The organism is Enterobacteriaceae endosymbiont of Donacia vulgaris (genome assembly GCF_012568445.1).
In the GTDB taxonomy this organism is placed as follows: domain Bacteria; phylum Pseudomonadota; class Gammaproteobacteria; order Enterobacterales; family Enterobacteriaceae.
The window spans coordinates 223,467-249,107 of record NZ_CP046190.1 but is presented as its reverse complement, the minus strand read 5'-3'; the positions used below and the strand labels follow the sequence as shown (position 1 = coordinate 249,107).

Sequence of the window (25,641 nt, the reverse complement as noted above, 5' to 3'; positions counted from 1 at the left end):
TTTTATTTATTTAATAAATAATTTGTTTTAAATGTTATTTAGTTAAAATTTATTTAAATATTAATAAATAAAAGTATGGAACTGTTTATGGATCATAACTCAAAATCACAAATTAAACTTCTTATAAAACGTGGAAAAGAAAAGGGTTATTTAACTTATTCAGAAATTAATGATCATTTACCTGATAATATTATAAATTCAGATCAAATAAAAAATATTATTCAAATAATAAATGATATGGGTATTCAAGTAATGGAAGAAGCTCCTGATAATGATGATTTAATATTAAATAATAACACAAATAATTTAACAGAAGCAGAAGATGAAGTACAAGTATTATCTAATGTAGAATCAGAAATGGGCAGAACTACAGATCCAGTACGTATATATATGAGAGAAATGGGAACTGTTGAACTTCTAACAAGAGAAGGAGAAATTAATATAGCTAAACGTATAGAAGAAGGTATTAATCAAGTACAATCTTCAATAGCAGAATATCCTAATTCTATTAAATATTTATTAAAAAAATATGATGAAGTTCAATCTGGACATATTCGTTTATCAGAATTAATACATGGGGTTATTAATTCGAATATAAAAGAAGAAATTATATTTTCTAATCAGCAAGAATTATCTAATCATATTCAGACAGAACATAATGAAAATATTATAGATGATAATTTAGCAAAAGAAAAATTTTTAGAATTAAAAAAACAGTATTATATAACATCAATTTTTATTAAAAAAAAAGGTAGAAATCATCATCAATCTTTAATTAATTTCAAAAATCTTACAGATATTTTTAAACAATTTCGGTTAGTATCTAAAGAATTTAATTATTTAGTATCTAAAATGCGTTTTATTATGTCTTGTATACGTATAGAAGAATATAATATATTCAAAATATGTACTAAAAAATACAATATATCAAAAAAAAAATTTACATATATATTTTATAATAATGAAACAAATAAAAATTTGTTTTTAAAAAAATTAAAACATTTTAAATTAAAAAATAAATATCATTTATATAATGATGAAATTTTTTTAAATAAAATAAATAAAAGTATTCTAAAATTAATTGATATTGAAAAAAAAACAGGATTAACAATAAAAAAGATTAGAAATATTAATAAAAATATTTCTATTGGTGAAATTAAAACTCAAAAAGCAAAAAAAGAAATGATTGAAGCTAATTTAAGATTAGTTATTTCTATTGCAAAAAAATATACAAATAGAGGATTACAGTTTCTTGATTTGATACAAGAAGGAAATATCGGTTTAATGAAAGCAGTTGATAAATTTGAATATAGGAGAGGTTATAAATTTTCTACATATGCCACATGGTGGATTAGACAAGCAATTACAAGATCTATTGCAGATCAAGCTAGAACTATAAGAATACCTGTACATATGATTGAAACTATAAATAAACTTAATAGAGTTTCTAGAAAAATTTTACAAGAATTAGGTAGAGAACCTACACCAGAAGAATTATCTGAATATATGCTTCTTCCTGAAGATAAAATTAGAAAAGTTTTAAAAATAGCTAAAGAACCTATTTCAATGGAAACACCTATAGGTGATGATGAAGAATCACATCTAAGTGATTTTATAGAAGATAATACTTTAGAATTACCATTAGATTCAGCTACTTCAGAAAGTTTAAAAACAGCAACATATAATATTTTATCTAGTTTAACTCCAAGAGAAGCTAAAGTATTAAGAATGAGATTTGGTATTGACATGAATTCTGATCATACTTTAGAAGAAGTAGGTAAACAATTTGATGTAACTAGGGAACGAATTAGACAAATAGAAGCCAAAGCGTTAAGAAAACTAAGACATCCTAGCCGATCAGAAATATTAAAAAGTTTTTTAGATAATTAAATATTCATAAGTTTTGATATAGTTAAGTAATTAAAAATTTTTAATTACTTAACTATATCAAATACCTATATTTATAAATATATTTTTTCTTCTTTTCTTAAAGTTAAAATTTTACTTCCAAAATTAGTAATAAGTACTGTATGCTCGTACTGAGCAGAATTTGTTTTATCTTTAGTTTTTACTGTCCAATTATCTTTTGTTAAATATACACTATGATGTCCTATATTTATCATAGGTTCAATAGTAAATATCATGCCAGGTTTTAGTAATATTCCATAATCATATGATTTATAATGTAAAATTTGAGGATCTTCATGAAAATTTTTACCTATACCATGTCCACAGTAATTTCTTACAACAGAAAAATTTTTTGATTCTACATAATTTTGAATTACTTGCCCAATTTTATATAATCTAACACCTGGTTTTAAAATATTAATTGCTTTATATAAACTTTTTTGAGTCGTTAAACATAATAATTTAGATTTTTCAGAAATTTTATTGCCTACAAAAAACATTTTTGATGTGTCACCATAATAATTATTATATAAAATTGTTACATCAATATTAACAATATCCCCATTTTGCAATATATCATTTTTATTTGAAATTCCATGACATACAATATCATTTTTAGAAATACATACAGATTTTGGAAAACCATTATATCCTAAAGTAGCAGGTTTAGCTTTTTGAATTTTTGTAATATAATTATGACATATATTATTTATTTCTTCAGTACTAACTCCAGGTACTACATATTTTTCAATCATTTCTAATACATTTACAGCTAATTGACAAGATTTATAAATTTTTTTTATTTCTTCAGAATTTTTAATTATAATTTTCATTATTTTCTTTTTATAAATTTATTAATTATATAATAATAAATGTTATATTATAAATAATTAAATAAAATTTAAATAATATTTAAGATAACTAATCAAATAATTTTTTGTATATATATTTATTATATAATATTATTTCTATAATATATAAAATAAGGATAAATAAATTATGTCTATTTCTATTAATAAAATGTTTGAAGTAGGTGCGCATTTTGGTCATCAAACTCGTTATTGGAATCCAAAAATGAAAAAATTCATTTTTAAATATCAAAATAACATACATATTATTAATTTAGATAAAACTATTATTATGTTTAATAATGCTTTACAAGAATTAAAAAAAATAAGTTCCCGTAAAGGTAAAATTTTATTTATTGGAACTAAAAAAGCAGCATCTGAACTTATAAAAAAAACAGCAATGAATTGTAATCAATTTTTTGTAAATCATCGTTGGTTAGGAGGTATGTTAACTAATTGGAAAACTGTAAAACAGTCTATTAAAAAATTAAAAGAATTAGAATTACAAAAAAAAAATGGGATTTTTAAACAATTAATAAAAAAAGAAATTTTAACCAGAAATAGAGAATTATTAAATTTAGAAAGAAGTTTAGGTGGTATAAAAAATATGGGAGGATTACCTGATGCAATATTTGTTATTGATGTAAATCATGAAAAAATTGCTATAAAAGAAGCTAAAAAATTAAATATTCCTATTTTTGCTATAGTAGATACTAATTCTAATCCTGAAGGAATCAACTTTGTTATTCCCGCTAATGATGATGCTATACGTGCAATAAAATTATATTTATACTATGTAACTGAAGCTATTTTTAATAAAAATATAAATATCAATAATAAAAACAATTTAAAAAATTAATTAGGAGATAATATTGAAAATTGATATTAATAAAATTAAAAAACTAAGAAATATAACAAACATTAGTATTATCGAATGTAAAAAAGCATTAATAAAAACAAAAGGTGATATTAACCAAGCTATAGATTATATTAGAAAATATGAAAAAATAGAATCTATTAAAAAATCTAAAAATCAAACAAAAGAGGGGATTATTATAGATAATGTTATTAAAGATTTTGGAATATTACTCGAAATAAATTGTCAAACTGATTTTGTAGCTAAATCAATACAAATTATAAATTTTGGAAACAAAATTTTAAAATATATATTTAAAAATAATCAAACAGATATATCTATAATAAGAAAACTTTTTAATAAAGATAGGATTAAATTAATTGGAATATTAAAAGAAAATATATCTATTAACCGTTTAAGTTATATTAAAGGAAAATTTATAGGAAAATATATACATCATAATAATCGTATTGGTGTAATGATTCAATCTAATCTCGATAATAATTTATTAATGAAACAAATTGCGATGCATATAGCAATGTTAAAACCTGATTATATAAATGAAAAAGATATTCCAAAAAATATTATAAATCATGAATATCAATTACAAAAAAATATTGCATTACAAAATAATAAATCTAAAGTAATTATAAAAAAAATAATAGAAGGACGTTTACAAAAATTTATAAATAATATTACTTTACATAATCAAAAATTTTTATTAGATAATAATAAAACGGTATTACAGTTTCTAAATGAAAACAATATGCAAATTTTTAAATTTATATGTTTAGAATTAGGTACAAATATTATTAAAAATTAATTGTTTTATTTATATTTTTTAATAAAATATATTTTACAGAAAAAATATGATAAGTGTTATATGAATATTAAATCCAAAATAATTTATAATCGTATTATATTAAAAATTAGTGGAGAATTTTTACAAGGTAAAAATTTCTCTGGTGTAGATAATAAATTATTAGATTATCTTATACAAGAAATAAAAAGTATTTTACCCTTAGGTATTGAATTAGCTATAGTAATAGGAGGAGGTAATTTATTTAGAGGTAAATATTGTAAGGATAATAATAATTTAAAAAGAGTATTAGGTGATCAAATTGGTATGTTATCAACTATAATTAATGGTTTATTATTATATCAATCAGTTAAAAATAAATTAATTAATGTTTATTTAATGTCATCTATTCCAATTCAGGGAATCTGTCAAGAATATAATGCTTTTAAAGCAATTGATTTAATTAAAAATAATATAATTATCCTAACGGGAGGGATAGGTAATCCTTTATTTACTACAGATACTACAGCATGTTTAAGAGGAATTGAATTAGAAGCTAATGCTATATTGAAAGCTACAAAAGTGAATGGAGTATATTCAAAAGATCCTGTAAATTATTCTGATGCTGAATTTTTTAATAAAATAAATTATGATTATGTAATAAAAAAAAAAATTAGAATTATGGATAATACAGCTTTTATTTTAGCACGTGATTATAATATACCTATACATATTTTTAATATTCAAAAACCAGGATCACTTTATAGAATTTTAACAGGTAAAATTGAAGGAACAATAATTAAAAATAATTAAATATAATAATATAATTTAAGGATATTTATATGTATAATAGTATTATAGATAGTAATAAAAAAAGTATGCAAAAATGTTTAGATGTTTTTACTGAAAAAATTAATATTTTATCAAATAATAGATTGTCCCCCTATTTGTTAAATAATATTTTTTTAAAATTAAATAATAAATCAGTATTAGTTCATCATATATCTTCTATAATTTTAGAAAATTTTTCTACTCTAAAAGTTACTCCATTTGATTCTACAATATTAAAAAATATAGAAAAAAGTATTGTATGTTCAAATTTAGATGTAACCACCAAAATAATAGGTCATAGTATTTATGTAAATATCCCACCTATGACAGAATTTAGGAAAATAAAAATTTTAAAAAATCTAAAAATAGAAGCAGAATTAAATAAAATTAATATTCGAAATATACGTAGAAAAACAAATAACAAAATTAAATTTTTTTTAAAAAAAAAACAAATAAATGAAGATCAAGAAAAAAAATTGTATAATCTTATTCAAAAACAAACAATATTATATATTAATTATATAAAAGATTTTTTAAAAAAAAAAGAAAAAGAATTATTTAATTAAATAATTAGTTTTAAATAAATATAAAATTTTTTTATATTATTAATTTTTTAGTTAAAATATAAAATTTAAATTTTAAAAAATGAACTTAAATAAAATTAGTAAAAAAAAAAATAATATTACTATAAAACCTAATCATATTGCCATAATTATGGATGGTAATAGAAGATGGGCAAAAAAAAATAAAAAATTAAAATTTTTAGGTCATAAAGAAGGTGTAAAAACTGTAAAAAAAATAATTGACTTATCATTAAAATATAATATTAAAGTATTAACTTTATATACTTTTAGTAGTGAAAATTGGAAAAGATCTAGTGATGAAATAAAATTTTTAATGGAATTATTTAAAAAAATTTTAGATATTGAAATAATAAATTTAAAAAAAAAAAAAATACGTTTAAAAATTATTGGTAATAAAAATAAATTTAATTTTTCTTTACAAAAAGCTATTATTAAAGCAGAAAATTTAACAAAAAATAATAATAAATTATTATTAAATATAGCAGCTAATTATGGTGGTCGTTGGGATATTGTAAATAGTATAAAAAAAATTGCTTTAAAAGTTTATAAAGGATTATTAAATCCTAAAGATATTAATGAAAATATTGTAAATAATCATATTTGCTTAAATGATGTTTTTCCTGTAGATTTAGTAATAAGAACAGGGGGAGAATATCGTATAAGTAATTTTTTAATTTGGCAAATTGCATATTCAGAATTATATTTTACTAAAAAATTATGGCCTGATTTTAATAAAAAAGATTTTCAAAAAGCATTATATTCTTTTACAAAAAGAAATCGTCGTTTTGGTGGAGATTAAATAAATTTTAATAAAAATTTATTTAATTTTTTTTATTTAAAAAAAAGTTTTTAAATAAAAAATAATATATTTTATAGATAAATTTTAATTAAATATTATTTATATTAATTAATAATAATTTTAGGAGTTAAAATTTTGTTGAATATTTTATATGATATAATAATATTTTTTATAACTATAAGTAGTTTAGTTATAGTACATGAATATGGACATTTTTATATAGCAAGATTATTTAATATTTATATAGAATGTTTTTCTTTAGGTTTTGGTAAAAAAATTTTTCAATATCGTGATAAATATGGAACTAATTATATATTAAGATTAATACCATTTGGAGGTTACGTTAAATTTCCTGAACGTGTTCAAAATAATAATATTCAATATATAAAAAAATTTAAATTGTTATTTTTTAATCAAATAAATTTATTAAAACAAATATTAATTATTTTAGGTGGCCCAATTGCAAATATTATTTTTGCAATATTAATTTATTGGATTATTTTTTTTATAGGTTTACCTATAAAAAAAAATATTATTAATGAAATTAATTATATCTCAGTTGCTAATTTAATTGGATTAAAACCTAATTTTGAAATTAAAAAAATTAATGATATAAATATTAATAATTGGAATTTTTTAAATATAGCATTAATTAAAAATATTAATATACATCATAAAATTAATTTAGAAATAAATAAAATAAATTCTAATTTTATTAAAAATAAAAGATTCAATATTCATTATAATTTTTTAAAATTTTCAAAAGAAAAAAATTTAATATTAATGTTAGGTATTTTACCTAAAGGATTAAAAATTTATCCTATTATTTCATATATAATTCCTGGATCACCTGCAGAAAAAGCAAAATTACATATTGGCGATAAAATTCTAAATGTAGAAGGGAAAAAATTTATTAATTGGTATCATTTTCAAAAATTTATCTATAGTAATCCAAATAAAAATATTCATATAAATATACAAAGGAATCAAAAAAAAATAAATATTCAAATTTTAAGTTCTTTTAGAAAATCAAAAAAAATAGGGTTTTTAGGTTTTTTACCACAAATAATAAATACTAAAGATACTTCAAAAATTATATATCGATTAAGTTTTATAAAATCATTTAAAAAATCAATAAGTGAAACTTTAAAATCAATTAAATTAATTTTAAAATCATTTATTTATTTATTAAATAATAAAAAAAACATTTATAAATTAAATGGTCCTCTTTCAATAGGTCATATTGCAAGTATATTAGTTCGTAATAATTTCATTTATTATTTGATGTTTTTAGCTTTAATCAATATTAATTTAAGTATAATTAATTTATTTCCAATTCCAATTTTAGACGGTGGGCAATTATTATTTTTAATTTTTGAAAAAATTATTGGTAGAAAATTATCATATAAAATTCAACAACTAATATATATTATTAGTATCATTATTTTAATTACAATTATGGGGTTTACATTAATAAATGATTTCAAACAGTTTTAAAAAAAAATATTTTATAAAAAGTATTAAATATCTTAAATATATATTTATTTTTTTATTAATTTTTCATATAAATATTATTTGTCATGCCAATCTTTTAAAAAAAAAAAATTATTGTATTAAAAATATAATATTTTTTGGACTTAATAAAATTAACTTACAATATTTGAATGAATTTTTATATACAAATAAAAAAAATTGTTTTTCTCTAAAAGAAATATCTAATATTATACATTTATTATATAATACTGATATAGTTAATGTTATTAATGTTTATCAAAAGAAAGATTATTTTTTTGTAGAGGTTATCGAAAAACCAATTATTAATAATATAGTAATTAAAGGAAATAAATTTATTAATAATGATGTTCTTGATTTTTTATTAAATAAATTAAATATTAAAAAAGGTGAAATATTAAATAGTTATTCATTATTTTTTTTAAGAAAAAATATAGAATTTGTTTTTTTAAAATATGCAATGTTTTCTTCATTTATTAAAATCAAAATAGTAAAAGATGTAAATAATAAAGTAAATATTTTAATATTTTTTAAAGAAGATGGTTTTACCAATATTAAACAAATTAATATTATAGGAAATAACGTTTATACAACAAATTTTTTATTGAACTATTTAAAAATAAACAATAATTTTTTATTTATTTTTTCAAAAAAAAATAAATATGAAATTAATTTCATTCATAAAATTTTAAATAATTTAAAAAATTTTTATATAAATAAAGGATATATAAATTTTAAAATTAAAAACGTTACACAAACTTTGTCATTTAATAAAAAAAATATCTATTTAATAATAAAAATTGAAGAAAATAAAAAATTTTTTTATAATAAAATAATAATAAATATTGATAAAAAAAAATATTTTCAATATATTAAAAATATAATTAATATTATTCCTGGTTCAATTTACCAAAACGATAAAATTATTAACTTAAGAAAAAAAATTAAAAAAGATTTAGGAAAAAATGGATTTTTAAATCCTATCATTAAAATAAAAACAATTTTGGATGAAAAAAATAATAAAATAAATATAATTTTCAATATCAAAACTAATGAACAATATTATGTAAGAAAAATAAATTTTTTAGGAAATAATTTAACTCAAGATTATATTTTAAGAAATGAATTACTACAAATAGAAGGGGCACCTCTTAATATTGAATCAATTAAAAAAACTAAAGAAAGATTATATTCTTTAGGATACTTTAATAAAGTAGAAATATTTTTACATAAAAATAATGATTTAAATCATACATTAGATATTACCTATGAAGTTGATGAAAAAAATGAAGGATCTTTAAAATCAGGATTAGGAATGATTCAAGGAGGTTTATTAGGATTTAATACTGTTCTACAACAAAATAATTTTATAGGTACTGGTTATGATATAGATTTAAATTTTAGTAAAAATTTTTATCATTCTTATTTAGAATTTTTTATAATGAAAAATCATGTTTTTTTTAAAAAAATTAATGCTGGTATAAAAATATTTTTAAATACAATAAATGACGAAGAGAATAATTTTTTTTATAATTATATAAATAAAAATAAAGGTATTTTTGGAATTTTAAAATTACCTATTAATAATAATTTTATTATTACTAATAGTATTGGATTTATACAAAACCAAATTAGTAATATTGAACCACAATTGTCTTTATGGAATTATCTTCGATACATAGGATATAAAATGTATAGTAAATCATATAATAGTTATTTATTAGATGAATTTATAATTAATTATACTTTTATATTTAATAATTTAAATGATTTAAATATTCCATCAAATGGTATTTTTAGTTCTTTAAATACATATTTTTCTATTCCCTGGTATAGTAAAAATCGTAATTATAAGATTAATTTTCATTATTCAAGATATTTCCCTATAAATTTGCAAATATTTAAAAATTTTTTACAAAATTCTCCAATATTTTTATTTAAAAGTCATTTTGGTTATGGTAATGGTTTTTTAGGTGGTAAATATCCTTTTTATAAAAATTTTTATTTAGGAGGTTCTAATACAATTAGAGGTTTTAAAAATAATAGTATTGGTCCTAAAGGAATTTATTATAATTCAAAAAATTATCATTGTAATAATGGAAAAACTATTTGTTTATCTGATAATCCAATTGGAGGTAATATTTTATTTAATATAAATAATGAATTAATTTTTCCTCTCCCATTTTTAGATAATAATTATATCAAACAAATAAGCTCTTCGATTTTTTTAGATATTGGAAATTTGATAGATACTTCATGGAAAAATAATTATTTATTTAAATTATATAAAATTCCTAATTTTAATATTTTTTCACAAATAAGGTCTTCTATAGGTTTATCTTTTCAATTTCATACTCCATTTGGAAATATTATTATATCTTTTGCATACCCGTTTAAAACATATAAAACAGATAAAATTCAATTTTTACAATTTAGTTTTTTAAAAGAATGGTAATTTTATAAAATTTAAATAAACATGAGGAATATATTTAATATGAAACATATTTTTAAAATAACATTATTAATAATGGTATTTATCGTACCATTTAATAATGCTTATTGTTGTCCCAAAATAGTAGTAATGAATATTGCAAAAATTTTTAATGCAATACCTCAAAAAGAAAAAATAGCTAAAAAATTAGAACAAGAATTACATGCTGATTTTTTAGTAATAGAAAAAATGAAAAAATCATTTTTATCTAAAATAAAAAAATTAAAAAATAAAAAATTATCAAAAAAAGCTAAAGAAGAAATACAAAAAGAAATTATATATGAAAAAAAAATATTATTACAAAAAATAGAGTATTTTACACAAAAAAATAATCAAAGACAAGAACAAGCACGTAATAAAATATTATTTTTCATAAGTAAATTAATTAATATTATTGCAGAAAAAGGACATTATAATCTTGTTTTAGATGTTTCTACTATAGCTTATATAAAAAATGTTAAAGATATAACAAATGATGTTATTGATTTAGCAATACAACAAGATAATATTTTATTTATATAATAAATAAATTTTAGATTAATTAATGGTTTTTAAAATCGTATAATAAATTTATTTTTTAGAATATAAAATTATATGTTAAATATAAATAAAATTTTATCTATTTTACCTCATAGATATCCATTTATTTTAGTAGATAAAGTTATAGCATTTAAAAAGTTTAAGTTTTTAAATGCTATAAAAAATATTTCTATGAATGAACCTTATTTTCAAGGTCATTTCCCTAAAAATCCAATTTATCCTGGAGTATTATTATTAGAATCTATGATACAAACTACAGGTATTTTAATATATAAAAGTATAAATAATAAAAAATTAGAAAAAAAAATATTTTATTATCTTGTTGGTATTGATAAAACTCGTTTTAAGAAACCAGCTTTTCCAGGAGATCAAATAATAATAAAAAGTATTTTAAAAAAACAAAAAAATTCTTTACTTTGTTTTAATAGTATAGCCATTATTAATAATAAAATTATTTGTAAATCAAAAATTATGTGTATGAAAGTTTTAATATAAAAAATATGAATGATCCAAAATTTATTCATTTACATGTCCATAGTGATTATTCTATTAAAGATGGTCTTGCGAAAATCACACAACTTGTAAAAAAAAGTGTATTATTGAATATGCCAGCAATAGCTATTACTGATCTTAATAATATATTTAGTTTAGTGAAATTTTATAAAATATCTTATAAATTTGGCTTAAAACCTATAATTGGTGTAGATGTACAAATAGAAAATTTAAATAATATTAATTCTAATAAATATTCTATTTTAACGATATTAGCTATGAATAATACTGGTTTAAAAAATATTAAATTATTAATTTTTTATGCGTATAAAAATGGATATGATGATAATATAGGTCCTGTTATTACTTATAATTTATTAAAAAAATATAATAAAGGATTAATTATATTATCTGGTGGATTACAAGGTGAAATTGGTAAGAATATCTTACAAAAAAACCTTTTTTCAGTTAAAGAAATAATTTTTTTTTTTAAAAAATATTTTCATAATTGTTTTTATTTCGAAATTACTAGAACTAACTCTATTTATGAAGAAACTTATATAAATTCAATATTAAATCTATCTAATTATTTTGCTCTTCCTGTTGTAGCTACAAATAATGTACGTTTTTTAAATAAAAATGATTTTTATACACATGAGATTCGAGTAGCAATTAATAAAGGATATCATTTAAATAAAAGTTATAAAAAATCTAATTATAGTAAAGAACAATTTTTAAAAAATACAAAAGAAATGTGTTTTTTATTTAAAGATATACCTGAAGCACTATCTAATAGTGTAGAAATTGCAAAAAGATGTAATATTTTTTTATTATTTAATAAACATTTTTTACCTAAATTTTATATAAAAAAAAATATCACGCCAGAACAATATATTATTAAAAAATCTTATATAAATTTAGAAAAAAAATTAAAAAATTTATATCCAAAATCAAATTTATTTAAAATAAAAAAAAAAATATACAAAAAAAGATTAGATCAAGAATTATATATTATTAATAAAATGGGTTTTCCTAGTTATTTCCTTATAGTTATGGAATTTGTTAAATGGGCAAAGAATAATAATATTCCTGTAGGTCCAGGAAGAGGTTCAGGGGCTGGTTCTTTAGTAGCTTATGTTTTAGATATTACTAATCTAGATCCTATTAAATTTGATTTAATTTTTGAAAGATTTCTAAATATAGAAAGAATATCATTGCCAGATTTTGATATTGATTTTTGTATGGAAAAACGTGATTTAGTAATTAATCATATAAAAAAAATATATGGACAAGAATCAGTATTTCAAATTATAACATTTGGAACTATGACCGCAAAATCTGTAATAAGAGATGTAGGAAGAGTTTTAGGTTATCCATATGATTTTATTAATCGTATTTCAAAATTAATTCCTTTTGATTTAGGTATTAATTTAAAAAAAGCATTTATGAATAATAAAAAATTATCTGATTTATATAAATCAGATATTAATATTAAAGAATTAGTACTTACTTCTTTAAAATTAGAAGGAACAATAAAAAATATTGGGAAACATGCAGGAGGAGTTGTTATAGCACCTAACAATATTATTAAATATACAACGATATATTGTGATAATAATGGAGAAAACATAGTTACTCAATTTGATAAAAATGATATTGAAGATATTGGTTTAGTTAAATTTGATTTTTTAGGTTTGAGAACTTTAACTGTTATACATCATGCTTTAAATATGATTAATAAAAAATCTATTAAAAATAATAAAAAATTAATTAATATTAATAATATTAATTTAAATGATAAACTAATTTTTAATTTTTTAAAAACAGCAAAAACTACAGGTATTTTCCAATTAGAATCTAAAGGTATTAAAGAATTAATTAAACAATTAAAACCAGATAATTTTGAAGACTTAATAGCATTACTAGCCTTATTTAGACCAGGACCTTTGCAATCAGGTATGGTTGAAAATTTTATTAATCGAAAACATGGTAGAGAAAATATTTCATATCCTGATAAAAATTGGCAACATAAAAAATTAAAATCAATTTTACAACCTACATATGGAATTATTCTATATCAAGAACAAGTTATGAAAATAGCTCAAGTCTTAGCAGGCTATAGTTTAGGAGAAGCAGATATTTTAAGAAGAGTAATAAGTAAAAAACAACATAAGGAAATGGCAGAACAAAGAAAACGTTTTTTACATGGTGCAAAAAAATTAAAAATTAATAATACTTTATCTATGAAAATTTTTGATTATCTTGAAAAATTTGCTTCTTATGGATTTAATAAATCTCATTCAGCTGGATATGCTTTAATAACTTATCAAACTTTATGGTTAAAAAAATATTATCCTGCAGAATTTATGGCTGCTGTTTTAACATCAGAAATGGATAATACAAATAAAATTATTCATTTAATAAATGAATGTAAAAATATGAAAATTAATATTTTACCACCTAGTATTAATCATAGTTTATATAAATTTCATGTTAATAAAGATAATAATATTGTATATGGATTAGGAGCTATTAAAGGTATTGGTGAACAACAAGCTAATAATATATTGAAAACTAGGGAGAAAATAGGATTTTTTAAATCTATATTTACTTTTTTTACTGAAATTAATTTTAAAAAAATAAATAAAAAAATTATAGAAATATTAATCTTATCTGGATCATTAGATTATTTTAATTTTAATAGAGGATTATTAATAAATAATTTAGAAAAAATTATAAAAATTATTAATACATATTTAGAAGAACAGAAAACAGGTCAAATAGATTTTTTTAATAAAGATAATAAAATATTACTACAAGATAAAAAATATATTCGTAATGATATAAATTTAATGTGGACTAAAAAAGATATTTTGATAAAAGAAAAAAATATCTTAGGTTGTTATTTAACAGGACATCCAATAAGTGTATATTTAAAAGAAATTTTATTCTATACAAAAATGAAGAATATACATAATATACTCATAAAATATAAAAAAAATTATAAATTACCTATTAATATAACTATAGGTGGTATTATTAGCAATATACGGACTTTTTATACCTATAAAAAACAAAAATTTTTATGTTTTAATTTAGATGATAGTTCAAATATTATTGAAATACATTTAGCTTTAGAGCTTTTAAATAACAAAAAAGATATTATTATAATAAATAATATTGTTATAATAAATGGAGTATTATATTTTAATAACCGATTAAAATTATTTGTATGTGATGTTAATCGTATAATGGATATTATAACTTATAGAGAAAAATATTTAAATAGTATAAATATTATTTTTATAAATAAGAAAATTTTAAAAAATAAATTTTTTTTTAAATTTTTAAAAACTTTTTTATTTTTTAAAAAGAAAAAAGATGAAAAAAATATACAAATATATTTTTTTTATAAAAATTCAGATTTTAAAAATAAAATTTATTTTACTAAATCTTATTTTATTTCTATTCATACAAGTAATTTTGATAAATTTATTGATTTATTAGATAATAATTTTATTAAATTAGAATTTAATGAATAATCTTATTATCTTAATTTTAATATAATAACTATTTAAATATGTTAATAGAAAAAAAAATACAATTAATATTTAAAAAATTTAAAAAAATATTAATAGCATATAGTGGAGGAATAGATTCTACAGTCTTATTGTATAATTTATTTAAATTAAGAAAAAAATATCCTCTTTTATTAAGAGCTATTTATATTAATCATAATTTGAATTATGAATCACATAATTGGATGAAAAATTGTTTTTTCCATTGTAAAAAATGGAACATACCATTTATTTATAAAAAAATAAATATTAAAATAAAAAGTAATATAGAAAAATATGCTCGTAAAAAAAGATATCAGATTTTTCAAAATATTATTCAAAAAAATGAAATATTAGTAACTGCTCATCATTTGGATGATCAATGTGAAAATTTTTTTTTATTTTTAAAAAGAGGTAGTGGTCCAAAAGGTTTATCAGGCATAGCTAAAATTAAGATTTTTAATAAAATCATATTATTTCGACCATTACTTAATATAAGTAAAAAAAAAATAATTGATTATGCTATACAAGAAAAATTAAAATGGATAGAAGATTCTAGTAATAAAAATATAAAATATGATCGTAATTTTTTACGTAATATTATTTTACCACAAATAACTAAAAGATGGCCTTTTTTTAAAAATTCAATTATTAAAGCTATAACAAATTATAAAGAACAAGAAGAATTATTAACGGATTTAATAAATCCGATATTAATAAAATTAATACAGAAAGATAATAGTTTATTTATTAAACCTTTACATAACTATAGTTTTGCAAAAAGAAATTTTATTATTAGAAAATGGATAGAATATAATAAATATTATTATATGCCTTCTAGAAAAACATTACTTATTATATGGAATGAAATTATTTGTTGTAAAAATAATAATAATCCTCAAGTTAAAATAGGAAAATATATTATTCGAAAACATAAAAATTATTTATTTTGTATAAAATATTTCCCTTATCTAAAAAATATCATTTTAACTTGGAATAATTTTAATATTCCTCTTCTATTACCTCATAAATTAGGAAAATTAATAATATTATATATAAATTTTAATTATAAAAAAGAATCAATATATATTAGAAAACCTAAATCTAATGAAATTATATATGTCAAATTTAATATTTTAGGAAAATTTTATTTTAATAATATTAAAAGTTCAATAAATATGAATAATATATGGAAAAAATTATCTATTCCTAAATGGAAAAGAGAACAAATTCCATTATTATTTTATAATAAAACATTAATTGCTGATCTAGAAAATAAATTAATTACTAGAGAAGGTAAAGCAAAATTATCTAAAAAAGATAATTTTTTTATCTTTTGGAATAAAATATGTTAAAAAATTTATTTAATTTAATTTTATGAAAAATAAAATCAACAATTACATCTACAGAAATAATACTTTTTAATCCTGTTGTTCTATTTTTATATTCAACATTCTTATTAATTATATTGTTATTATTAATTATAATTACATATGGTACTCCAATTAAATCTATATCAGCAAACATAACTCCAGGAGTTTCATTACGATTATCAAAAATAATATTTATACCTAATAATTTAAATTTTTTATAAATTAAAAAAGAATATTTTTCAACTAAAGAATATTTATACATATTAATTGGAATAATAGCTACCAAAAAAGGTGCTAAAAAAGGGTTAGGCCATACAATTCCTTTTGAATCGTAATTTTGTTCTATTATAGCTGCAATTAATCTTGATATACCAATTCCGTAACATCCCATATATATAAATTTTTTAAGTTTATTTTGATCATATATATAAGTATTCATGATTTTTGAATATTTTTTACCAATTTGAAAAATATGAGCTATTTCTATACTACGTTTAATCTTTATTAAATTTTTTTTAATTGGAGTTAAATCATCATTAGTAATATAACGAATATCTTGAATATTATGAGGGATAGATAAATTTATTTTCCAATTTGTATTAATAAAATATTTATCTTTAATATTAGCTCCTATAACAAAATTATACATATTAATTATAGAATAATCTCCTATAACAGGTATTTTTAAATGAAAAGGGCCTATTGAATGTATATTCATTTTAAAAATTTTTTCTATTTCTATATTTGATAAAATTCTTGTTATTTTATTATCAATTTTCTTAATTTTATGAAAATTTAATTCATAATCTGCTCTAATTAATAAAGCAATAAAAGGATTTTTTTTATCTAATGTTTTAACAATAATTGTTTTAATAATATTTTTTAGAGATAAATTAAAATTTTTAGCTAATTTTTTATAATTTAAACAATTTTTATAAATTAATATTTTTCTTTTAAGAAATTTTTTTTTATTTAAATTATATTGTTTATTAAAAAAATATTCTTCTAATTTTTTATTAGAAATAAATTTTTTATCTTTAGATAAAACAATTGAATTTTCTCCATTTTTGGATAAAATATGAAATTCATGAGAAATATCACCACCAATAATATTATTATCAGCTTTTATAATTAAATATTTTATATTCATAAAATTAAATATTTTTTTATAAGTTTTTAATACAATATTATAAGTTTCTTTTAAAGAAATATTATTTATATGAAAAGAATAACTATCTTTCATTAAAAATTCTTTAGCACGAATAACACCTAAACGAGATCTTATTTCATCTCTAAATTTTGTTTGTATTTGATATAAGTGAATAGGTATAGATTTATATGATTTTATTTCATTATTTATTAAGTAAGTAATAACTTCCTCATGAGTGGGTGCTAAAATTAAATTCTTTTTTTTCCGATCTAAAATTTTTAATAATTCTTCACCATACTCATTTATACGTCCACTTTTTTCCCATATATTACTGGGATGTAAAATAGGTAATAATAATTCTATTGCTCCTATATCTGTCATAAAATAACGTATTATTTTTTTAAAGTTATTAATTACTCTTAACCCTGTAGGTAACCAAGTATATATTCCTGAAGATAATTTTCTTACCATTCCTGACTTAACCATTAAAAAATAACTGTTGAGATTATTAACATATATTTTGTTTTTAGATGTAAAAAATAAATATTTAGTAGTTAACATTAAAACTCCTTTTAAAATTAAATATTTTCAAAAATTTATAAAAAATATTTTTTATTTATAAAATAAATAATTTAACCAATTTAAAAATAATAAATTACCATGACTTCTCCAAGTTATTTTAGGTATTAATTTCCTATTATTTAGAGGATAATAATTATAAGGTATATGAACATGTAAGTTATTTTTTACATCATTTAAATATTCTTTATTTATTGTTAATGCATCATATTCTGGATGACCAGTAATAAATATATATTTATTTTTATTACTTGAAAAAATATATACACCTGCTTTTTCTGAATAAGAAATAATTTTTAAATCAGTATAATATTGTATAAATTGTAAAGAAAAATCAGAATATCTGGAATGAGGAACAAAAAAATAATCATCAAATCCTTGTACTAAAAAATTATTTTTTAATAATATTTTATGTTTAAATATACCTAATAATTTTGATTGATTAATCTTTTTAGGAATATTATATAATATATTAAGTATTGCTTGTACAGACCAGCATATTGAGAAAATAGAATTTACATGATCTTCTGCCCAATGTATAATTTTTACAAATTCTTTCCAATATCTTATATCTGTAAAGTTAATTAATCCTAAAGGAGCACCCGTAATAATTAAACCATCATAATATTTATTATATATTTGATCTAAATTAAGATAATATTTATTAATATGATCAATAGATACATTATTAGATGATTCATTATCACGTACAGATAATAATGATAACTCTATTAATAGAGATGAATTTGATAATAATCTAATAATTTGATTTTCTGTTTCAATTTTTTTAAACATTAAATTTAAAAAAAGAATTTTTAATGTATTTGAGTTTTTTTTATATTTTTTAGATTTTGTTAATAAAAATATGTTCTCTTTTTTTAAAAAATTAATAGCAGGTAATTTTTGGGGAACTATTACAGGCATATATCTTTATTCCTTATTTAAATATTTAAATGTATAAATATTTTTTAAATTATTAAATTACTTAATATATATTCTTAAAAAGAATAAAATATTTAAATAAAAAATGATATATTTATTTACTTAATAATAAGATAATTCATTTTTTTTATGTAAAGTCACATCATGTACTTCTTTAATTTCTGGAAAATGATGTAATATTTCTTTTTTAATCCAATTTTGTAGAGTATAATTACTCATTGCACATCCTTGACAACCACCATGAAATTCTACTAATACAATATTATTAATTGTTATATTTTTTAATCTTATAAAACCACCATGATTTAATAATTTAGGATTAATTGTATTTTTTAAAAAATCTTTAATATTTTTTTTTAAATCTTGTATATTTTTTTTAATTGTAATATTATTTGTACTTAAAACTATAAATTTTAATTTTTTAGATAATTTTTTTTTTATAAGATCTATTTTAATATCTTCTAAAAATTTTAAACTATTAAATTCTATAAATATATTTAATTTATTAAAATTTAATTTAATATCATTATCTTTAATTTTTTGTATATCACAAAAAGCAACATTACCTTTAAATATATTATTTTTTACAAAAACAGAAATTCTAATACATGTATTTTCTTTTTTTTTAGATAATAATTTTAAAAAATATTCTTGAGCTAATTTTGTAATTTTTAACATAATTAATAAAAAAATAATATTTAAAATATTTATTTAAATAATAAATGTTTTTTTTTAAAAAACAATATTATTTAAATAAATATTTTAAATATTATTTTTTTATTATAAAATAAAAATATTATTTAATTATTTAGTTTATAATATAAGAATGAATATAAATGAGAAATAATATATGCGTTCTCCAATGCTTAATATCGCTATACGTATAATACGTAATATTGGTAATATTATTATAAAAAATTATGAAATGCAGAATGCAAATATATATAATAATAACTATGATAGTAATATTTTAATAAAAAAAATTAATAAAAACTTAATTAATATCATTACTAAAACATTTTATAATATATATTCTAAAAATATTGTTATTTTAAATAAAGAAAATTTTTTTATCTTCAAATATAAAAATACTATATGGATTATTAATCCTATAGACGGAATTTTAAACTTTTTAAAAAAATTACCTCATTTTTCAATTTCAATGGCTATTTGTATAAAAGGAAAAACAGAAATATCTTTAATATATGATCCATTAAAAAATGATTTATTTACTGCAATAAGAGGACAAAACGCTCAATTAAATGGATATAAATTACGTTGTGATACATATAAAAAAAAATTTTTAATATTTGCATTAAATACTAATTATATTTTTTTTAAATCACAAAATATTAATTTATTAGAATTATTTAAAAAAAAATTTATTTCAATAAGAATAAGTGGTTCTACATCTTTAGATTTAGCTTATTTAGCTGCAAATAAAATTGATTGTTATATTAATAATAATGTACAAAATTTTAACTATTTACTTGCTGGAGAATTAATTATAAAAGAAGCAGGAGGATTAATAACAAATTTTATTGGACATTATAATTATAAAAATTCTGCAAATATGTTAGCTGGTAATTCTCATATTATAAAGTTAGTAATTTCTAATACTGAAAATATTTTATAATATTTTATTTTTAATATAAAAAATAAATTTTCGGATGTATAAAATAATGATTATAAAAAAAATAGAAAATAAAATAATATCTAAATTACAACCTATATATTTTAAAATACATGATACTAGTCAAGATCATGATTATCAAAATAATAAAAATAATTCATTAATAACTCACTTAGAAATTATTATTGTAAGTAATTTATTTATTAATAAATCATTAATTACTCGTCATAGATTAATATATCATATTATAGGAAATAAATTTAAAAATATTCATTCATTATCATTAAATACTTACACATTATCTGAATGGAAAAAATTAAAAAATATATAAAAAAATTTAATATTAAAATTATAAAATCTTATTAAAGGACTATAATGTTATACACCAAAAAAAATAAAAATATTACAAAAAATCAAAATCATACAATTCCTATTGTAATTGAAAATACCTCTAGAGGCGAAAGATCATATGATATTTATTCTAGACTTTTAAAAGAACGTATTATTTTTTTAACAGGGCCTATTGAAGATAATATGGCAAATTTAATAGTTGCTCAAATTTTATTTTTAGACTCAGAAGATTCAAATAAAGATATCTTTATTTATATTAATAGTCCTGGAGGTATAATTACATCAGGAATGTCTATTTATGACACAATTCAATTTGTTAATGCAGATGTTAGTACACTTTGTATAGGACAAGCATGTTCTATGGCTGCTTTTTTATTAGCTTCTGGAAAAAAGAAAAAAAGATTTTGCTTACCCCATGCTAGAGTAATGATACATCAACCTATGGGTGGTTATCAAGGACAGGTAACAGATATAGAAATTCAAACTCAAGAAATTTTAAGAATTAAAAATTTTATAAATAAGCTTATGTCATTACATACAGGAAAATCTATTGAAAATATTGAAAAAGATACAAATAGAGATAGATTTTTATCTGCTAAAGAAGCGATAGAATATGGATTAGTAGATAATATTATTTTTAATAAAAAAAAATATTAATATTTAAATTTATAAAAATATTTTTGAAAAATTTATTATTTTATTTATTTAAATGAGGTTTTTTAATGATAGATAAAAAGGAATATTTAAATACAGTATTTTGTTGTTCTTTTTGTAAAAAAAAACAAAATGAAGTAAATCAATTAATTTCAGGTGATAAATCAATTTTTATTTGTGATAAATGTGTTAAATTATATAATAATATTTTAGAAAAAAAAAATATAAATAAATATAATAATTTTTTTAATCATGAAAATTTTAAATTACTTACACCACATAAAATTTTTAATTATTTAAATAATTATATTATTAGTCAATCGCAAGCTAAAAAAATACTTGCAGTTTCTGTATATAATCATTATAAAAAATTACATAATTATAATAAAAAAAACAACATACTTGAAAAAAGTAATATCCTTTTACTAGGACCGTCAGGAAGTGGAAAAACATTATTAGCTGAAACACTAGCACGTTTTCTTAACGTACCATTCGCAATTACAGATGCTACTACATTAACAGAAGCTGGATATGTAGGGGAAGATGTAGAAAATATTATACAAAAATTATTACAAAATGCTAGTTATGATATAAAAAAAGCACAGTATGGTATAATATACATTGATGAAATTGATAAAATTGCAAGAAAATCAGAAAATGTTTCTATAACTAGAGATGTTTCAGGTGAAGGAGTCCAACAATCTTTATTAAAATTAATTGAAGGTACTATTGCTTCTATACCTCCAAAAGGAGGACGTAAACATCCACAACAAGATTTTATACAAGTAAACACTAAAAATATTTTATTTATTTGTGCCGGATCTTTTTATGGACTAGAAGATATTATCTCTAATAGAATTAATACTTCTAATAATATAGGATTTCATTCAAAAATAAAAAAAAATATTAACAGCATTACTAATAGAGATAAGTTATTACAACAAGTACTTCCTGAAGATTTAATTAAATTTGGATTAATACCAGAATTTGTAGGACGTTTACCTATTGTTGTTTCATTAAATCAATTAGATGAAAATAAATTAACACAAATTTTATTAAAACCTAAAAATTCTCTTATTAAACAATATCAAATTTTATTTGAATATGAAAATATTAAATTAGAATTTGATAATAATGCTATTAAAGAAATCGCTAAACAAGCATTTTTATTAAATATTGGTGCTAGAGGATTAAGATCTATTTTAGAAAGAGTATTATTAAATATAATGTATGATATACCGTCAAAAAAAAATATTTATAAAATTAAAATTGATAATAAGGTTATAAATAATTTATCTGAACCTATTATAAAATATAAAAAAAATTAATTATTTAAATAATATTAACCATTTTTATATATAAAAATATATTTTTTAACATGTCATAATAAAAAAGAGAGTAATTTATGAATTCTGAGAATTCAGAACATATTATAATACCTGTGTTACCATTACGTGATGTAGTTGTATATCCCTATATGGTAATCCCTTTATTTATTGGAAGAAATAAATCTATTCGTTGTTTAGAAGCAGCTATGAATAATGATAAAAAAGTTATGTTAGTAGCACAAAAAGAAGCTTCTAACGATAATCCTAGTATCAAAGATTTATTTACTGTAGGGACAATTACTTCTATTTTACAAATGTTAAAATTACCTGATGGTACTGTTAAAATTTTAGTAGAAGGATTACAACGAGCAAAATTAACTAATCTAATAGATAATGATAATTATTTTACAGCACAAATAGAATATTTATCTTCTCCCATACTTAAAGTAAAAGAACAAGAAGTTTTAATAAGAACAGCTATTAATCAATTTGAAGGATATACAAAACTAAATAAAAAAATTCCTCCAGAAGTATTAAATTCATTAAATAATATTCATGATGCAGCTAAATTAGCAGATACTATAGCTGCTCATATGCCGTTAAAATTATCTAATAAACAATTAATATTAGAAATGTCTAACATTGATAAAAGATTAGAATATTTAATGGCTTTAATGGAATCTGAAATTGACTTACTACAGGTAGAAAAAAAAATTCGAAATAGAGTTAAAAAACAAATGGAAAAAAGTCAAAAAGAATATTATTTAAATGAACAAATAAAAGCTATTCAAAAAGAATTAGGAGAAATAGATGAAAATCCTGATGAAAATGAAATTTTAAAAAAAAAAATAAAATTAGCAAAAATGCCAAAAGAAGCAAAAGAAAAAACCTTTGCTGAATTAAGAAAATTAAAAATGATGTCTCCTATGTCAGCAGAAGCAACTGTTGTTAGAGGATATATTGAATGGATGATACAAATTCCCTGGAATATAAAAAGTCGATTAAAAAAAAATTTATGTAAAGCAAAAAAAATATTAGATCAAGATCATTTTGGTTTAGAATCCGTAAAAGAACATATTTTAGAATATTTAGCTGTACAAAATAGATCTAATAAAATTAGAGGCCCTATTTTATGTTTAGTCGGTCCTCCTGGTGTAGGAAAAACTTCATTAGGTAAATCTATTGCAAGAGCTACAGGAAGAAAATTTATTAAAATAGCATTAGGTGGAATAAGAGATGAGGGAGAAATAAGAGGACATCGGAGAACATATATTGGTTCTATGCCTGGTAAAATTATTCAAAAAATGGCAAAAGTAAAAGTACAAAACCCATTATTACTATTAGATGAAATAGATAAAATTTCATATGATATGAGAGGTGATCCTGCGGCAGCTTTACTAGAAGTGTTAGACCCAGAACAAAATATTGCCTTTAATGATCATTATCTTGAAATTGATTATGATTTATCAAATGTTATGTTTGTAGCAACTTCAAATTCTTCTGTACATATACCATTACCTCTTTTAGATAGAATGGAAGTTATTAAAATTACTGGTTATACAGAAGATGAAAAATTAAATATAGCAAAAAAATATTTATTACCCAAGCAATTTATTCGAAATGCTTTAAAAAAAGAAGAATTAATTATTAATAATGAAGCAATTATAGATATTATTAGATATTATACCAGAGAATCTGGTGTTAGAGGTTTAGAAAGAGAATTATCTACATTATGTAGAAAAACTGTTAAAGCTATCTTAATAGAAAAAGATATTAAATCTATTAAAATAGATCATTTAAATCTAAAAAAATATTTAGGTGTAAAAAAATTTGATTATGGTAAAGCAGAAAATGAAAATTTAATAGGTCAAGTTACTGGATTAGCATGGACAGAAGTAGGCGGAGAATTATTAACTATTGAAACTGTATGTATACCTGGGAAAGGTAAATTAACATATACAGGGTCTTTAGGTGAAGTTATGCAAGAATCAATACAAACTGCTTTAACTGTAGTAAAAGCAAGAACTAAAAAATTAAATATTAATACTGAATTTTATAAAAATATAGATATTCATGTACATGTTCCAGAAGGAGCTACACCAAAAGATGGACCAAGTGCTGGTATATCAATGTGTACTGCTTTAGTATCTAGTTTAACTAAAAACCCTGTAAAAGCAAATGTAGCAATGACTGGAGAAATTACATTAAGAGGGCAAGTTTTAGCTATTGGAGGATTAAAAGAAAAATTATTAGCTGCACATAGAGGTGGTATTAATATTGTTTTAATTCCTGAACAAAATAAAAGAAATTTAGAAGATATACCAAAAAATATCATTACAGATTTACAAATTTTAACAGTAAAAAATATCGAAGAAGTCTTATTAATAGCTTTACAAAATAAACCCTTTTAATAA

At 18.8% G+C, this 25,641-nt stretch carries 21 protein-coding genes; 17 read left to right on the top strand and 4 right to left on the bottom strand.

Annotation, left to right across the window (positions count from 1 at the left end; translation table 11 throughout):
* The first annotated feature begins 87 nt into the window (after positions 1-87).
* Positions 88-1,890, top strand: coding sequence for an RNA polymerase sigma factor RpoD (rpoD, locus tag GJU01_RS01140; RefSeq protein ID WP_168868023.1), 1,803 nt, complete (start codon positions 88-90; stop codon positions 1,888-1,890).
* 71 nt (positions 1,891-1,961) lie between these two features.
* Here rpoD and map read toward each other — a convergent pair whose 3' ends face one another.
* A complete protein-coding gene (map, locus tag GJU01_RS01135; protein WP_168868022.1) occupies positions 1,962-2,741 on the bottom strand; it encodes a type I methionyl aminopeptidase in 780 nt (259 codons plus the stop codon).
* 166 nt (positions 2,742-2,907) lie between these two features.
* Between map and rpsB the strand changes: the two genes are divergently transcribed.
* The 11 genes from rpsB (at position 2,908) to tilS (ending at position 16,572) form a co-directional block, all read left to right on the top strand.
* Positions 2,908-3,615, top strand: coding sequence for a 30S ribosomal protein S2 (rpsB, locus tag GJU01_RS01130; RefSeq protein ID WP_425482416.1), 708 nt, complete (start codon positions 2,908-2,910; stop codon positions 3,613-3,615).
* 13 nt (positions 3,616-3,628) lie between these two features.
* Positions 3,629-4,435, top strand: a complete 807-nt coding sequence (gene tsf / locus GJU01_RS01125; protein ID WP_168868021.1) for a translation elongation factor Ts — start codon at positions 3,629-3,631, stop codon at positions 4,433-4,435.
* Between the two features lie 60 nt (positions 4,436-4,495).
* Positions 4,496-5,224, top strand: coding sequence for a UMP kinase (pyrH, locus tag GJU01_RS01120; protein WP_168868020.1), 729 nt, complete (start codon positions 4,496-4,498; stop codon positions 5,222-5,224).
* 29 nt (positions 5,225-5,253) lie between these two features.
* Positions 5,254-5,808, top strand: a complete 555-nt coding sequence (locus GJU01_RS01115) for a ribosome-recycling factor (RefSeq protein ID WP_168868019.1) — start codon at positions 5,254-5,256, stop codon at positions 5,806-5,808.
* Between the two features lie 79 nt (positions 5,809-5,887).
* Positions 5,888-6,625 carry a polyprenyl diphosphate synthase gene (gene uppS, locus GJU01_RS01110; RefSeq protein WP_168868018.1) on the top strand — a complete coding sequence of 246 codons (738 nt, stop codon included), beginning with the start codon at positions 5,888-5,890 and terminating at the stop codon, positions 6,623-6,625.
* 135 nt (positions 6,626-6,760) lie between these two features.
* A complete protein-coding gene (gene rseP, locus GJU01_RS01105) occupies positions 6,761-8,122 on the top strand; it encodes an RIP metalloprotease RseP (RefSeq protein ID WP_168868017.1) in 1,362 nt (453 codons plus the stop codon).
* Entirely contained in the window at positions 8,103-10,592 is a 2,490-nt protein-coding gene (gene bamA / locus GJU01_RS01100) for an outer membrane protein assembly factor BamA (protein ID WP_168868016.1), read from the top strand. The genes rseP and bamA overlap by 20 nt, the downstream gene beginning before the upstream one ends.
* A 39-nt stretch (positions 10,593-10,631) precedes the next feature.
* Entirely contained in the window at positions 10,632-11,150 is a 519-nt protein-coding gene (locus GJU01_RS01095; RefSeq protein WP_168868015.1) for an OmpH family outer membrane protein, read from the top strand.
* A 72-nt stretch (positions 11,151-11,222) separates the two neighbouring features.
* The gene (gene fabZ / locus GJU01_RS01090) at positions 11,223-11,663 is read left to right on the top strand and encodes a 3-hydroxyacyl-ACP dehydratase FabZ (RefSeq protein WP_168868014.1); all 441 of its coding nucleotides are present in this window, start codon (positions 11,223-11,225) and stop codon (positions 11,661-11,663) included.
* A 5-nt stretch (positions 11,664-11,668) separates the two neighbouring features.
* Positions 11,669-15,202 (top strand): DNA polymerase III subunit alpha, encoded by a 3,534-nt coding sequence (dnaE, locus tag GJU01_RS01085; protein ID WP_168868013.1) that lies wholly within the window; start codon positions 11,669-11,671, stop codon positions 15,200-15,202.
* Between the two features lie 38 nt (positions 15,203-15,240).
* On the top strand, positions 15,241-16,572 hold the full coding sequence (tilS, locus tag GJU01_RS01080; protein ID WP_168868012.1) for a tRNA lysidine(34) synthetase TilS: 1,332 nt from the start codon (positions 15,241-15,243) through the stop codon (positions 16,570-16,572).
* Here tilS and GJU01_RS01075 read toward each other — a convergent pair.
* The 3 genes from GJU01_RS01075 to GJU01_RS01065 form a co-directional block, all read right to left on the bottom strand.
* The gene (locus GJU01_RS01075; protein ID WP_168868011.1) at positions 16,547-18,301 is read right to left on the bottom strand and encodes a proline--tRNA ligase; all 1,755 of its coding nucleotides are present in this window, start codon (positions 18,299-18,301) and stop codon (positions 16,547-16,549) included. The two genes, tilS and GJU01_RS01075, sit on opposite strands and share 26 nt — an antisense overlap.
* A 51-nt stretch (positions 18,302-18,352) precedes the next feature.
* A complete protein-coding gene (locus tag GJU01_RS01070; protein ID WP_168868010.1) occupies positions 18,353-19,243 on the bottom strand; it encodes a homoserine O-succinyltransferase in 891 nt (296 codons plus the stop codon).
* A 120-nt stretch (positions 19,244-19,363) separates the two neighbouring features.
* Complete coding sequence (locus GJU01_RS01065) at positions 19,364-19,939, bottom strand: NifU family protein (protein ID WP_168868009.1); 576 nt, start codon at positions 19,937-19,939, stop codon at positions 19,364-19,366.
* Positions 19,940-20,111: 172 nt separating this feature from the next.
* On the opposite strand from GJU01_RS01065, the gene GJU01_RS01060 reads away from it, so the two are divergent.
* The 5 genes from GJU01_RS01060 to lon all read left to right on the top strand — a co-directional run bounded on the left by GJU01_RS01060 (position 20,112) and on the right by lon (position 25,638).
* Positions 20,112-20,897 carry an inositol monophosphatase family protein gene (locus GJU01_RS01060; protein WP_168868008.1) on the top strand — a complete coding sequence of 262 codons (786 nt, stop codon included), beginning with the start codon at positions 20,112-20,114 and terminating at the stop codon, positions 20,895-20,897.
* A gap of 46 nt (positions 20,898-20,943) precedes the next feature.
* Entirely contained in the window at positions 20,944-21,225 is a 282-nt protein-coding gene (locus GJU01_RS01055; RefSeq protein ID WP_168868007.1) for a BolA family protein, read from the top strand.
* Positions 21,226-21,269: 44 nt separating this feature from the next.
* The gene (gene clpP / locus GJU01_RS01050) at positions 21,270-21,902 is read left to right on the top strand and encodes an ATP-dependent Clp endopeptidase proteolytic subunit ClpP (RefSeq protein ID WP_168868006.1); all 633 of its coding nucleotides are present in this window, start codon (positions 21,270-21,272) and stop codon (positions 21,900-21,902) included.
* Between the two features lie 65 nt (positions 21,903-21,967).
* Positions 21,968-23,227 carry an ATP-dependent Clp protease ATP-binding subunit ClpX gene (gene clpX, locus GJU01_RS01045; protein ID WP_168868005.1) on the top strand — a complete coding sequence of 420 codons (1,260 nt, stop codon included), beginning with the start codon at positions 21,968-21,970 and terminating at the stop codon, positions 23,225-23,227.
* Between the two features lie 77 nt (positions 23,228-23,304).
* Complete coding sequence (lon, locus tag GJU01_RS01040; protein WP_168868004.1) at positions 23,305-25,638, top strand: endopeptidase La; 2,334 nt, start codon at positions 23,305-23,307, stop codon at positions 25,636-25,638.
* Positions 25,639-25,641 lie beyond the last annotated feature (3 nt).

Coding starts and splice junctions, on each gene's coding strand:
- rpoD (WP_168868023.1), top strand. CDS start 88: ATGGATCATAACTCAAAATCACAAATTAAACTTCTTATAAAACGTGGA.
- map (WP_168868022.1), bottom strand. CDS start 2,741: ATGAAAATTATAATTAAAAATTCTGAAGAAATAAAAAAAATTTATAAA.
- rpsB (WP_425482416.1), top strand. CDS start 2,908: ATGTCTATTTCTATTAATAAAATGTTTGAAGTAGGTGCGCATTTTGGT.
- pyrH (WP_168868020.1), top strand. CDS start 4,496: ATGAATATTAAATCCAAAATAATTTATAATCGTATTATATTAAAAATT.
- GJU01_RS01115 (WP_168868019.1), top strand. CDS start 5,254: ATGTATAATAGTATTATAGATAGTAATAAAAAAAGTATGCAAAAATGT.
- uppS (WP_168868018.1), top strand. CDS start 5,888: ATGAACTTAAATAAAATTAGTAAAAAAAAAAATAATATTACTATAAAA.
- bamA (WP_168868016.1), top strand. CDS start 8,103: ATGATTTCAAACAGTTTTAAAAAAAAATATTTTATAAAAAGTATTAAA.
- GJU01_RS01095 (WP_168868015.1), top strand. CDS start 10,632: ATGAAACATATTTTTAAAATAACATTATTAATAATGGTATTTATCGTA.
- fabZ (WP_168868014.1), top strand. CDS start 11,223: ATGTTAAATATAAATAAAATTTTATCTATTTTACCTCATAGATATCCA.
- dnaE (WP_168868013.1), top strand. CDS start 11,669: ATGAATGATCCAAAATTTATTCATTTACATGTCCATAGTGATTATTCT.
- tilS (WP_168868012.1), top strand. CDS start 15,241: ATGTTAATAGAAAAAAAAATACAATTAATATTTAAAAAATTTAAAAAA.
- GJU01_RS01075 (WP_168868011.1), bottom strand. CDS start 18,301: ATGTTAACTACTAAATATTTATTTTTTACATCTAAAAACAAAATATAT.
- GJU01_RS01070 (WP_168868010.1), bottom strand. CDS start 19,243: ATGCCTGTAATAGTTCCCCAAAAATTACCTGCTATTAATTTTTTAAAA.
- GJU01_RS01065 (WP_168868009.1), bottom strand. CDS start 19,939: ATGTTAAAAATTACAAAATTAGCTCAAGAATATTTTTTAAAATTATTA.
- GJU01_RS01060 (WP_168868008.1), top strand. CDS start 20,112: ATGCGTTCTCCAATGCTTAATATCGCTATACGTATAATACGTAATATT.
- GJU01_RS01055 (WP_168868007.1), top strand. CDS start 20,944: ATGATTATAAAAAAAATAGAAAATAAAATAATATCTAAATTACAACCT.
- clpP (WP_168868006.1), top strand. CDS start 21,270: ATGTTATACACCAAAAAAAATAAAAATATTACAAAAAATCAAAATCAT.
- clpX (WP_168868005.1), top strand. CDS start 21,968: ATGATAGATAAAAAGGAATATTTAAATACAGTATTTTGTTGTTCTTTT.
- lon (WP_168868004.1), top strand. CDS start 23,305: ATGAATTCTGAGAATTCAGAACATATTATAATACCTGTGTTACCATTA.